The organism is Streptomyces sp. NPDC054783, assembly GCF_053611725.1.
Genome location: NZ_JBSHAY010000046.1, coordinates 40,320 through 53,477, shown reverse-complemented (window position 1 = coordinate 53,477; position 13,158 = coordinate 40,320). Strand labels below are relative to the sequence as shown.

Below are 13,158 nucleotides of genomic sequence, written 5' to 3'. Positions count from 1 at the left end.
GTGCCCACTCCCGTTGCAGCCCTCCATCCCGACGGCACTCGGCTGGCCGTCGCGCAGGCGGAGAGCATCGCCCTCATCACGCTGCCGTGAGCCGGCCGACTGTACGCACCGTGGTCATTGCTAACCGAACCCCGGATTTGCGCATTCGCTGCGCAATCTCAGCCGACATTACGCATCAGTTCGTGGAACCTGCATGCGCACCGCCGTGCCCGAGCCGTTGAGGAGCCCGTTGATGAGCTGAGTAGTCTCCATCTCCAGCGAGCAGTCCAAATCCCGATTGACTTGTTGTACGCGGGTGATGGCGGTGTGGAGTCCTTGTCGGTTCCCGCGCGCGGCTTCAAGGCGCATCCAGTCCCGATAGAGGAGTTCGGCCGTGGGGTCGACGTCGAGGCCGGTTGCGACGGCCTGGCGGGCGGCGTTGAGGTCGTGGCGGGGCCCTGCGGGGGTGCGGTGGGTGGCTACGGTGTGGGCGACGTCGGTGATCCGGGTGATCATTTCCTGCTGGTGGGGCTCGGCCCAGGGCAGCGGTCGGCCGCCGAAGGGCTTGCCCCGCACCAGAGTCAGCGCCTTCTCCAGATCAGGTAGCCCTGCCGGTCCCAGTGGCAGGGCGTGTTCGACGAGTTGGAGGAAGCGGGGCCAGTCGCAGCGCACGGTGGGGGCGAGCCGGTAGGGGTCTTCGCCAGCTTTGCGGCGCGGTACGTAGAGGTTGCCGGATGGGTCGCTGCCCAGACAGCTGCGCAGGCCCTGCATCCGTGCGTTGAGGGTGCTGGTCGACCACGGGTGGACGGGGTCCATGTCGGCACACAGGACATCCGCGCTCCGGCCGGGCCGGAAGTGCGACTTCTCGCTTCAGTGTCACCACGCCTTCTCACTTTGATGTCACGTATTGCTGCTGGTCCTGGCGGCATTCACTTGACACCTGATGAGGATTTCAAGTGACATCGAGTGAGAATGCCCAGCGCACCGAAATGACAAGGCCATAGGAGAACGCCTTTGACCTGCGGATTTCTTCCGTCGGCTACCTCGGTTGGTCTCTGAGGCGTCCTCGGTGAGGCGAAGGCGGAGCAGGTGGTGGATGGGTCAAAGGGTGCCCGATAGCCTGGAGTTGAGCACCTGTAGGCCTGGTCAGTCTGATCACCGCTGGAAGCGGGATATCGTCAGACCCCTACCTGTTTCCATGCAGGTCAGTTCCCCGGACGTGGGAGATGCAGATGAGTCAGCGGCAGCCGAGGAAGCAGCGGACAGATCCCTACGCCCGTGGGCAGCGCCGAGGACTCGAACTCCGATTCCGTATCCGTAGGACAGACCCCCACGAATGTGGGGAGCACGAACGTCACATCGTCGCTCTGACCGGCCCTACCGACAGACCCCCACGCGTGTGGGGAGCGCCGGATCGCGCCGCACTGGAGACCCCTCCAGCAGGACACACCCCCACGCGCGCGTGGGGAAGATTTCGCCAGGCCCCCGTCCAAGCTGTCCTCGAACGGCAGACCCCCACGCGTGTAGGGAGGACCTCGACACCATCCGCCTGGATGTGCTGGCCGTGGACAGACCCCCACGCGTGTGGGGAGCACGTCTGCCTTGTCGTCGCCATCATGATCCAGAAGGAAAGACCCCCACGCGTGTGGGGAGCATGCGTCCTCCCTGGACGAGGACACCGCATGGCAGGACTGACCCCCACGCGTGTGGGGAACACGGGCAGATCACCGACGCGCTGACGATCACTGCCGGACAGACCCCCACGCGTGTGGGGAACACCGCGGGGGTGGCCTCGTGTGCGGTCATGTCCACGACAGACCCCCACGCGTGTGGGGAACACCCTCATTCACCTGTGAGTCCCGAGATCAACAAGCTTGACTTTACTCACTCTACGCGAGTTCCTGTCTCGTCGCCCGACTCCTTGGCACAAGCTGCGAGGGGCAGATCCCATCCGTGCCAGCGGCATAATTATGGTCGGCCAAACCCCCGAAATCGCGGGGGAGTTGGGGACAGTCAAGGGGGGTGCTGCGTGGGGGTGCGTGAGGACGCCCGGTTCGGTGGGATCGATCTGACCCCATGGGGGAAGTTCGAACGAGGGCTGGTGGCGGTGTACGTGTACCCGCTGCTGTTCCACATGCTGGATACCGCGGCGATTGCCGGCGAGGTGTGGGACCGGTACTTGACCCGAGGACAGCGGCGGGTGATCGCCCGCGGCATGGAGGTATCCACAGCGGAGGCGCGCCAGTTGGTGATGTTCTTTGCCGGACTGCACGATCTGGGCAAGCTCTCCGCATTCCAGCAGCAGGAAGCACACCCTTGGGCGCGGGTCAGCGAGGCGCTGCGCGCGGATACCCGCGGCTGGCAGCGCATGCCGCATGAACGGGCATCCATGCACGCCGCGTTGCACCTGCTGGCCGAAGCAGGTTACCCGGTGGATGCCTCCGACAGTCCCGGGGTGAGGGCCGCCCAGATCCTCGGTGGCCACCACGGCCGGTTCCTGCAGATCGATCTAGCTGGGGCCGCCAAAGCCGCCCGCGTCGCTGTGACTCTGGGCGGCCCGGCCTGGCAGGACCTCCGCCGGCGCTACTTCGCGCTCGTGCGGCACCTGACCGGAGCCACCACGGTCCCAGACCAGCTGTCAGTGCCGGCCGCTGTGCTGATCACCGGAGTGGGCGTGATCGCGGACCGGCTGGCCAGCCAGCGCCACTACTGGCTGCCCAAGGCGCAGGCGCCCGCCTTCGGGGCGGCAGAACACTACGCGGAGGCCGTCAAGAACGCCCCGGCCGTCGTCGATGAGTCCGGACTGGCCCGCATCACGCTGCCTCCGGTGCCCTTCACCCAGGCGCACGCCGGTCTTGAAGACCCCAACGACTTGCAGGCCTCGGTGATCGACCAACTCACCCCGCTGGTGGGGGAGAAGGGGCCGGGAATCCTCGTCGTCACCGATACCACCGGCGGGGGAAAGACCGTCACCGGCCTGGAGGCAGCCCGGATCTTCAACACCAGTGGTGACACGGCCGGCATCATGTGGCTCTTGCCGACCACCGCGGTCGCCGACGCCGCCTACGACATCCTCGAGGCCTATGTCGCCGCCCACGGCCCCGAACACGCCCCGGTCTCCCTGGTCCACAGTCACAGCCATCTGAACACCGCCTACACCGATCACCGCATCGCACCCAGCGAGCCGTCCACCAGCGACGCATACTGGCCCGACGATCCCGACGATCCCGACGATCCCGATGATCCCGATGACCTGGACGGCCTCGATGATCTCGACGACACGTGGACTTCGGGGGAGCGGCCGCCGCATCGGGTTACGGTCCCGGATGGCTTTCTACGCGGCTGGGACAGGGCGCTTTTGGCACAGTTCACCGTCGCCACCCATGACCAGGCCCTCATGGCGGCCCTTCCCGTCCGCTTCAGCGCCCTGCGCCTGCTGGCACTGTCGGGCCGCCCCGTCATCGTCGATGAAGTTCACGCCATGCTGCCGTTCATGCGGCAGATCCTCGCCCGGCTGCTGCACTGGCTGGGGGCCCTGGGCTGCCCTGTGATCCTGCTGTCCGCAACCCTGCCCGCGCAGACCACGAGCGAACTCATGCGCAGCTACCTCGCCGGCGCCGGACACCCGCACAGCACCACTGCCCACACGGACTTCCGCCCTGACTATCCCGGCTGGCTCTTCGCCGCGGCCGCCGACGCCAGTCTCACCCGCATCACCCCCAAAGCGGCCGACGCCCATGCCGCACGCCATCGCCGCACTGCACAACTGCGCCTCCATGCAGTGCGCCACCACTCGTGCGCTGATCCCGACGGCACGCCCGCGAGGGAGAGCCGGCTGGACCGCATCACCAGCGAGATCCTCCCGGTCGTTCAGCACGGCGGCTGCGCAGCCATCGGCTGCGCCACGGTGGCCGACGCCCAGATCACCTACGACCACCTGCGTGCCCTGGACTGGCCCGAAGGGCCGGACGGCCGTCTCGTCCTGTTGCACGCCCGCATGCCCGGCCATGAACGTGAAGGCCTCACCCGCCGGCTCCGCGACCTCCTCGGCCGCAACGGAGAGCGCCCCAGCCGCCTGGTCGTCGTGACCACCAGCATCCTGGACATGAGCCTCGACATCGACGTCGACGTCATGATCAGCGACCTGGCCGCACTCCATACCCTGCTGCAACGCCTGGGCCGCCTGCGGCGCTTCGCCCCGCTGTGGGGTCCGAACACCCACCGACCCCCCTGGCTACGCCGCGCTGCGCACCCGAGCCTGATCGTCCTTGAGCCCACCGACCACGAGGGACACACACTCATCCCTCCCGGCTGGCGCACCCTGGAACCCTCGTTCCTGCCACACGCGACCGCCGCCTACCTCGCGCGGCAACCCGATAACACCCTCACCCTGACCCTGCCCGACGACGTCCAGCACCTGGTCGAGGCCGTGTACGGCGATGCCGAAGAACTCGCGCGCACCGATGCCGCGCTGCAGCGGCGCCACGCAGCCCATCAGGCACGCCGCCGCACCGAAGAACACCACAGCGCCCTTCACCTTGTCCCCGCCTGGCAGCACACCCTGTCACTGTCGGACCTGCACCGCCAGCACCTGCACCCCCGTGATGCCGCCACCCGCCTGGGAGCCATGCCGCGCCGCCTCCTGCCCGTCTACCGAGACCCCACCGGGGGCCTGTCCCTCGACGCAGCCGGCACCCGAACGCTGACCGTAGACCGGGAACCAACCGTGGCTCAGGTACGCAGAATCCTCCAGCACACTCTGCCTGTCCCCGCGGCCTGGGTCGCAGACCGAGACCGCAGCCACCGTCCGCCTGCCGCCTGGCGCGCCCACGCCCTGCTCACCGACCTGGTCCTGCTTCCCCTCAAGACCACCGACCCTGACGAGCCCGTACGGTTCGGCTCTCACCGGTTGCGCCTCGACGCCGCCCTCGGCCTCACACACGACAACGAGCCCACCGGCCGGCCCTGAGCGCGCATAGCAACTCTCGGCCAGGACCACGACTCAGCCGCCGAGGGGTCTCCATCGGCTGATTGTGTTGGGCGGCTGACGCGTCCGGGCCGGGACGCCTCGGCGGCTGCAACGCTCCCGCAAGTACGCAGTGCTGACGATACGTCGGATAGGACGGGCGACCCCCCTGTGGCCCCGGAGCCCGAGGGCCGCTGTGCAAAGACGATTACCCCTGCACCAAAACCGGCCGGTAATTAAACGGTCAATCGTATGGTCAGGAAGGCTGCTTGCCTGTGGCTAATATTGAGAGCAGTCACCGCGTGAGTGCTCTCATTCGGTGCTGACTCCGACCTGCCTGATGCACGGCCGTGCCTCACCCTCGGTGCCGCAGCGCGTCAACTCCGTGCTAACTGACCGGACTTCATGCGATCACGCTGGTCCGGACACCCTCTACACGCAAACCCAGCGTGCCTCACCAGCGGCAGGAATTTCGGAAGCTCATTTCACTTCTTCTGCCCGCCTCCTGGAGCCTGTACGTGTTAGCCCCGTTATACGCGACCGACAAGGAACGCTGTATCCCTGTGCTGTTCCTGGACGGACGCCAGGAATACCTGGGGTGGCGGGACGTACTGATCCATGCCCACACCATCGAGGACCTGGCGCTTCCCCTGCCGCCGGCCGCTTCCGCGGCACAGCGCATCCTGGTGGCGCTGGCTGCACGCGTAACCGGTCTGGACGATCCCGAGATGAGCGTGGGGGAGTGGGCGGCCCGGCGCCGCGCCTTACTCAAGGACCCGAACGGTTTCGATGCCGAGGCCGTGCACCGCTACTTCGACGCTCACATCTGGGACTTGTTCCATCCCCAACGCCCCTTCCTGCAGGATCCACGTCTGACCGTGCAGTGCAGCGAGCGGGCGGGCGTGAACAAGCTCGTCTTCGGCCGTCCCGAAGGCAACAACCTGGCCTGGCTCAGCGCCCACACCGACACCGATCCGCAGCCGGTGCCCAGCGAACGGGCACTGTGGCACCTGCTGATGCATCACTATTACGGCGCATCCGGCCAGTGCAGCATCCGCACGGTCGACGGACATGCCGTGGGCAATGCCAAGGCCGGACCGCTGCGCTCCACGCTGTCCTTCCACCCCCTGGGCCGCACCCTGTACGAGACGCTCCTGGCCGGCCTGCCCAAGCCCGCCGAGCCGTGGCCCGACGCCAAGGACCTATGTCCGTGGGAAGAGCCTCTGCCCGACCCCGGCAGCCCACCGCCACCCGTCACCTCCCCGGCCCGGCTGCTGACCGGCCGCTCCCGCCACGCCCTCTTGCTCATCCCCTCTCCGGACGGCCGGAACGTCACCGATGCCTACGTCACCTGGGCCAACCAGACCAGACTCCCGGCCGCCGACCCCTACCTCATCCACCGCGTCTTCCCGCAAAAGCCCCTCGACGAGCGGTACCAGCCACGCCGCGCGGACGCCGACCGTGCCCTGTGGCGCGACCTGGACGCCCTGCTGCTGGCAGGTGATGAGGCGTCCACCAAGAAAGACTTCGTCCAGCGGCCCGAGGCCTTCACCACCCTCAACGATCTGCCGCCCGAGGCACGTGAGAACCTGCGCGTCCGCGTCTACGGCTTCGACCAGGACGGCAAAACCCTCAACCGCACCTGGTACACGGCCATGACGCCGCCCCTGTGGCCGTGGACGCAGGAACACGATCCAGCTGCGGCCGAGCGGTTCGCGGCGTGCCGCAAGGCCGCGGAACACATCGGAGACCTGCTCGACGAGGTCTCCAAGACCGCCTGGCGCACCACCACCGGAACCGCCGCTCCGCGCCGGCTGCCGGCGTGGACCTACCGTGCCCGCACCCACTTCTGGCCGCGCGCGGAAAAGACCTTCTGGCGCTGTGTCGATAACCCTTCCGTCAACGTCCTCGCGGCCTTCGCCGCCGATGCCATCGCCGCCCTGCATGCGGCCACGGCACCAGCGATTGCCCAGTACTTCCACGCCGCGTCCGCCGTTGCCGATGCCGTAGCCCGGCTGCGCCGCGAACGCTGAAACACACGCGCCCGATCCCCGCGGACCCGTTTCCTCTTCTGCTTCCCCGCCCCAAGGAGGCCGTCCTGCTCATGCGCCCGACCACCGAAGAACGCCGCGCTCACTACGACGATTTCGTCACTCAGGTCATCGCCCTGTGCCAGGTCAACGGCGTCCGAGCCGACCTGGTCTCGGGCCGGGGCCGCCCTGTCGAGGACTGCGCCCGGATGCCAGAACACCTCACGCGCCACATCGCCGGTTTCGGAGCCCAACGAGCCCACTTCACAGTCGCCGGCCTGATCGCCATGCAACGTGACCTGATCGGCGAAGACGGCCCCTACCTGCCGGAGTCCGCCACCACCGCCGGCCACAGCAGCACGGGCTCCACGCAATCGGACTCCGCCGAGACACAGCCCGCTGAGGACACCACAGCCGCCAACACTCAGGCTCTCGAGAACCGCACTGCCCCCGCCGGAAAGGACGCGAGCACTGCTCGGACGTGGCGGGCCCGCCCCAACCTCGGCACCAGCCTCGCCATCGCCGTGGCCCGGCACGGCCTCGATCACACCCGCATGACCGCCCAGCTCAAGGTCCTCACCAGGTCTTCCACCCAGATGTTGCATCCGGCGCTGTGGAGGCTCACCGCGCGCTTGCACGGCCGTGATGCCGCCCGCCTCGACTTCGCCGTCCTCCTGGAGGACCTGGCCTGGTGGGACTACGACCGCAAGACCATCGCCGCCCGCTGGCGCGACTCCTACTTCACCGCCCTGCACACCCTCACCCCCGACGAGGACTGACATGGCTGCCTACGCCCCCGCCCGCTACATCGACCTGCACGCGCTCCACCCTCTGCCTGCCTCCCTGCTCAACCGCGGAGAGGACAACGAGCCCAAAACCGTGCTGCTCGGCGGGGTCATGCGCGCCATGGTCTCTTCCCAGGCCTGGAAGCGGCCGATTCGGCTGCGCCTGGAAGAAGACCTCGACGAGCATGCCGCCCGCACCCGCATGCTGCCCCTGCGGGTCGCCGAGGCCCTGCGAGAGGCCGGCTGGCCCGAAGACCTGGCCACGTTCGCCGGAGCGCAGGTGGTGCGTTCAGCCACCAAAGAAGGGCTGAAGACTGAACAGGCCCAAGGAGGCATCACCTCGGCCACCGTCTACCTGCCACGTGCCGTCCTGGGTGATCTTGTCGCCCTGTGCCAGGAGCACCAGCAGGAGCTGACCGAGGCCCTCGCCCAGGAAACCGCCGCCAAGGCCGAGGCCAAGAGCCAGAGCGGGCGCGGCAAGAAGACCAAGCCGCCGGCCGTGCTGCCCACCAAGGCGGTGGCCGCCCTCATCCGCCAGCGCACCGCCACCATCAACCTCTTCGGCCGGATGCTCGCCGAACTTCCCGGCGCCCACGTCGACGGAGCCGTCCAGATGGCCCACGCCTTCACCGTCCACGAAAGCGACCCCCAGCCCGACTACTTCACCGCCGTAGAAGACTGGGCCGACCCCGACGACTCAGGCAGCGCTCACCTGCAGACCTCCTTCTTCACCACCGGCCTGCTCTACCGCTACGCCACCGTCAACCTCACCGAACTCACCCGCAACCTGGGCGGCGACCATGCCGAGGCCCTCAACCTGCTGAGCCTGTTCACCGACGCGTTCATCGACGTCATGCCCGGCGCGAAGAAGACCTCCACAGCCCCCCACACCCTGCCTCACCTGGTCCACTACGCAGTACGCGACCGCCGCCCCGTCTCCTACGCCGCCGCCTTCGAAAAGCCTGTCAAGCACGCCCACGGCGGCGGCTACACCCAGCCCGCCGTCCAGGCCCTTGCTCAGTACGCCGGGGCCGTCAACCAGCTGCTCGGACAGCGCCGCCGCATCGCCCACGGCTACACCACCCTGCAGCCCGACGACGTCGACCTCGGGACCCGGCACGCCTCCTTCGACGACCTCACCGACGCTGTGACCGAAGCCGCCGCCCGGCCGTCCCCCGTCCGGGTCAGGGTATGAACGGCATCCTGCTTCGCGTGGCCGCACCGCTGATGTCGTTCGGGGAACACGCTGCCTTCCACTACCGCGACACCCTCGCCTTTCCCACCCGCTCCGCCCTGATCGGCCTGTTCGCCGCCGCCGACGGACGCCCACGCGAACACGCCCTCACCCCCGACCCCACCACCGGAGCCACCCCCTACGCGGACTGCGAGATCACCGTCCGCATTGACCGGCCCGGCACCCGCCACACCGACTACCACACCGTCGGCGGCGGCCGCCCCCACAAGCAAGGCCTGCGCACCAGCAAAGGCGACTACCGCGCCCAGAAGGACTCCACCCTCATCAGCCACCGCGTCTACCTCGCCGACGCCGTCTTCACCGTCGCAGTGTGCGCCCCCGATCCGCTCCTGGATCACCTCACCGACCGCCTGGAACAGCCGGCCTTCGCCCCCTACCTGGGGCGGCGCGCCTGCATCCCCGATGAGCCTCTCGTCCTTGGCGGCCCGCACCCCGACGCCGTCGGCGAGCTCCTGCGCCGGGTGCCGCTCAGCCTGCCCGCCCCGCCTCCATCCGGCCAGAGCACCGTGTCGGTGGACTTCGTCTGGGAGAAATCGCCCACCGACCCGGCCGCAGCCTTCTCCCATCGTGAAATCGCCGACGTACCCGTCGACTTCACCCCCACCCACCGCTTTCACCACACCCGCCGTGTGTGGCTGACGACCGAAACCCTTCCCGCCGACCTCTACGCCCCGCCGCCCGCACTGAGCGCGCTGGCCGCCTACATGCAGCAGGACAGCACCCGATGACCACTCCAGCGCCCCACCCCGCCACCGCGACACTGACCCGCATCCGCCTCAACCCCCACAGCCCCCGGGCCCGACACGACCTCAAAGACACCCTCAGCCTCCACAGAAGGATCACTCTCCTGACCCCCGACGACCTCGGTGACCATCCCCGCCAGAAGGCCGGGCTGCTCTTCCGCCTCGAAGAGGCCACCGACCACACACCCCCCACCCTGCTCATCCAGTCCCATCAGCCACCCGACCTGACCCGCCTGCCCGACACCTACGGCACTGCCGAGACCCGCGACCTGACGCCTATGTTCCAGGCACTCATTCCAGGCCGGCGCGTCCGCTACCGCATCATCGCCAACCCCACCCGCCGCCTCACCGGCCCCAATCCCACCGGCAGCAAGCATGGAAAACTCATCGCCCTGTACGGCGACGACGCCCTCACCTGGTGGCAGCAAAGGGCTCATCAAGCGGGCCTCACCCTGATCACCACCGACGCCACCCCGGTCCGTACCGCCTGCGCCCGGCCACCCCGAACCGACGACAACCGCTCGGACGGCGAACGCGTGTATGCGCTCACCCGCTTCGACGGCCTGGCCACCATCAGCAACCCCGAACGCCTCACCGACGCCGTCCTCAACGGCATCGGCCGCGCCAAGTCCTACGGCGCCGGACTGCTCACCCTCGCACCCGCATAACCCACCCCATAGGCCTCCGCCCAGAAACCCCTTCCTCCGCCATGCCCGCCACACCTGCACCCGACAGCTCCTACGACACCACCAGCCTGCGTGCCGCCGCCGTACGCCGCTTGCTTCGCCTTCGCGACGCCCAGCAACTGACCCACCACGACGTCCGCAGCATCGCGGCGGCCTTTGACGTCCACTGGCGCACCGTTCGCCGCTGGATGGACAACGCGGATGCCCACAACGGCACCTACACCCCCCTCGGGCGCCGCCACTTCACCCTCACCCCCGCCATGCACGAAGCCCTGGTGCGCTGGCACGGCAGCATCATCGCCGCCTACCGCGAACTGCGCGCCGACGGCCTCCTCGGTACCCCACCCAAAGCCTCCCCGGCCACCTTCTACCGAGCCGTCGCCCGCGAACTCAGCCCCGGCCAGCTCGCCGCCCTACGCGACGGAGAACGAGCACGCCGCCGCCACGACGTCCACCGCCTGCGCCCTCACGGCAACCGCAACGACGTATGGGAAACCGACCACGTCGAAGCCAGCGTCTTCGTCAACGTCGACGGCCACAGCCGAAAACCCTGGATCACCTGGTTCATCGACCACGCCACCTGCGTCATCACCGGCGTCGCCGTCACCCCGCACCGGCCCAGCCGCGAAGCCATCCTCGCCGCCGCCCGCGACGCCATCCTCACCGGCGGCCACCACCGGCCCTACGGCGGCATCCCCCGAAAAGTCCGCACCGACCGCGGCGCCGACTTCCTCAGCAAAAGCGTCGACGAGGCCTTCAAGAAATTCGGCACCGAACTCATCGCCCTGCCGCCCTACAGCCCCCACCTCAAAGGCACCGTCGAATCACTCAACGCCGCCGCTAAACACATGCTCTTCAAAGGCCTGCCCGGCTACGCCCACACCCCGGCCAGCCGCAGAGACCGCCGCGGCCGCCCCCTGTGGGCTCTCCAAGAGCTCCTCGAATACGAAACCTTCGTCACCCTCCTCCTGGACTGGATCGAGTGGTGGAACAACGAGCACACCATCGCCCGCCTCCACCGCCGCACCCCCGCCCAGGCCTGGCAGGACGACCTGACCCCCATCGACACCCTCGACCCGGAAGACCTCCACACCTACACCCTCGAACACGTCGCCCGCCCCCTGAAGATCACCAGCAAGGGCGTCCGATGGAACGGCGCCTACTACGTCGGCGCCTGGATGCACGGCCACGGCAGCGCCGGCGAAAGGGTCCGCCTTCGCCACGAACCCCACCACTACCACCGCATCGAGATCTACGACGCCGACACCCTCACCTACCGCGGGCCTGCCTTCCGCAGCGACGAGATGAGCCCCCGCGAGGCCCGCCGCCTCGAACGCGGCTGGCAACGCGAAGCCGACCACTACGCCGCCAAAGCCGCCCGCGCCCGCAAGAACGCCAAACCCCGCTACGCCGCCGCCTCCAGCGCCAGCATGCCCCAGCGTCTGAACCGGCTCACCGCCGGCCAGGCCGCAGCCCAACTACGCGACCTCACCACCCGTGAGCACGACACCACCGCCGAGGCCCGACCCGACCTACTGAACCGGCCGCGCCCGGCATCCACCCGCTGGACCAAACCGTTGCCCGCCCCGCAAACCCAGGAACAGGACGCGCCATGACAGCACCCACCGCCGACAACGCCACCCCCACCGCAGCCCGCCGCAACATGAACTACCATTTCAACGGGCTCCCCGGCGCCCGCGCCATCCTCACCCGGGCCAGCGAAGAGACCTACGCCAACCTCGTCACCACCTTGAACGCCAACAACGGCAACGGCGCCATCATGTGCGTCCACGGCGGCGTCGGCCTGGGAAAGACCTTCGCCGTCAACCTCCACCTCGACGAACTCGCCCCCCACACCACCCTGCACATCAAACTCAGTTCCTCCAGGATCCGGGCACTGCTCGAAGCCCTCTACAAAAAGCTCGACCTCCCCGGCGAGGCACCCACCCGCAGCACCCGCTGCGAAACCATGATCAAAGAAGCACTGTCCGAGACCTCCCGCGTCCTCGTCGTCGACGAAGCCCAATGGCTCGACACCCGCGCCTTCGAATTTATCCGGGAACTCTGGGACGACGACGACACACGCCTGGCCGTCGTCCTCGTCGGCGCCGAAAACTGCTACCAGAAGATCAAGAACCGACCCGCCCTCGACTCCCGCATCCTCATCTGGCAGCGCTACAAACCGCTCACTCCACAAGAAATCCTCGCCGTCATCCCCCAGTACCACCCTCTGTGGACCGACGTCCCCTCGGACGACCTGCTGTGGATTGACGACCTCATCTGCCACGGCAACTTCCGCCAATGGGCCAAACTTACCTACCTGATGCTGGAGAACACCGACAACGGCCCCTCCGCCACGGCCCAGCCCACGCCCAGCACGCCACCACACCCCGAGCCCGCAGCGGCGGCATCACCGCCAGCCGACGCAACGCCTCAACTCCCCACCTACAGCCGCGACCTCGTCCGCGCTGTCCTCAGCCGACTCGACCCCACCCAGCGCCACACGATGTGACGTCGGGCTGTCGGCTGCGCCCGGAACGAGGCGCGTGTTCCATCACGCAGGCCTTCCGGGCACAGTCAGCAGTGCGCGCAACGCAGCGGTCGCGTGGCTCCTGGCGGTCCGGCATGATCACTCGGATCGGTGGCGAGGGCTGCCGATGTCAGTGGGCACGGTGAAAGACGTCTCCTGCGCGCAGACCGCCTGGATCACCGAG

General features: G+C 68.3%; 8 protein-coding genes, 1 pseudogene and 1 CRISPR repeat array. Of the genes and pseudogenes, 8 read left to right on the top strand and 1 reads right to left on the bottom strand.

Features of this window, described 5'->3' with window-relative positions; genetic code table 11:
* Positions 1-168: 168 nt before the first annotated feature.
* Positions 169-837, bottom strand: a pseudogene (locus ACWGJ5_RS42000) (bacterial transcriptional activator domain-containing protein); the annotation flags it as partial.
* A gap of 651 nt (positions 838-1,488) precedes the next feature.
* Positions 1,489-1,819: direct repeats of the CRISPR family, unit length 24 nt; unit sequence GACCCCCACGCGTGTGGGGAACAC.
* Between the two features lie 195 nt (positions 1,820-2,014).
* On the opposite strand from ACWGJ5_RS42000, the gene cas3 reads away from it, so the two are divergent.
* The 8 genes from cas3 (at position 2,015) to ACWGJ5_RS41960 (ending at position 12,956) form a co-directional block, all read left to right on the top strand.
* A complete protein-coding gene (gene cas3, locus ACWGJ5_RS41995; RefSeq protein WP_453314879.1) occupies positions 2,015-4,948 on the top strand; it encodes a CRISPR-associated helicase Cas3' in 2,934 nt (977 codons plus the stop codon).
* 446 nt (positions 4,949-5,394) lie between these two features.
* Entirely contained in the window at positions 5,395-6,978 is a 1,584-nt protein-coding gene (gene casA, locus ACWGJ5_RS41990; protein ID WP_453314878.1) for a type I-E CRISPR-associated protein Cse1/CasA, read from the top strand.
* Between the two features lie 71 nt (positions 6,979-7,049).
* On the top strand, positions 7,050-7,754 hold the full coding sequence (locus ACWGJ5_RS41985) for a type I-E CRISPR-associated protein Cse2/CasB (protein WP_453314877.1): 705 nt from the start codon (positions 7,050-7,052) through the stop codon (positions 7,752-7,754).
* Between the two features lies 1 nt (position 7,755).
* Entirely contained in the window at positions 7,756-8,955 is a 1,200-nt protein-coding gene (gene cas7e, locus ACWGJ5_RS41980) for a type I-E CRISPR-associated protein Cas7/Cse4/CasC (protein ID WP_453314876.1), read from the top strand.
* Complete coding sequence (gene cas5e / locus ACWGJ5_RS41975; protein WP_453314875.1) at positions 8,952-9,743, top strand: type I-E CRISPR-associated protein Cas5/CasD; 792 nt, start codon at positions 8,952-8,954, stop codon at positions 9,741-9,743. The genes cas7e and cas5e overlap by 4 nt, the downstream gene beginning before the upstream one ends.
* Positions 9,740-10,426: a type I-E CRISPR-associated protein Cas6/Cse3/CasE gene (gene cas6e, locus ACWGJ5_RS41970; protein ID WP_453314874.1), complete on the top strand. Its 687-nt coding sequence runs from the start codon at positions 9,740-9,742 to the stop codon at positions 10,424-10,426. The genes cas5e and cas6e overlap by 4 nt, the downstream gene beginning before the upstream one ends.
* Positions 10,427-10,467: 41 nt before the next feature.
* On the top strand, positions 10,468-12,060 hold the full coding sequence (locus ACWGJ5_RS41965) for a Mu transposase C-terminal domain-containing protein (protein WP_453314873.1): 1,593 nt from the start codon (positions 10,468-10,470) through the stop codon (positions 12,058-12,060).
* On the top strand, positions 12,057-12,956 hold the full coding sequence (locus ACWGJ5_RS41960) for an AAA family ATPase (RefSeq protein WP_453314872.1): 900 nt from the start codon (positions 12,057-12,059) through the stop codon (positions 12,954-12,956). The genes ACWGJ5_RS41965 and ACWGJ5_RS41960 overlap by 4 nt, the downstream gene beginning before the upstream one ends.
* Positions 12,957-13,158: the final 202 nt, after the last annotated feature.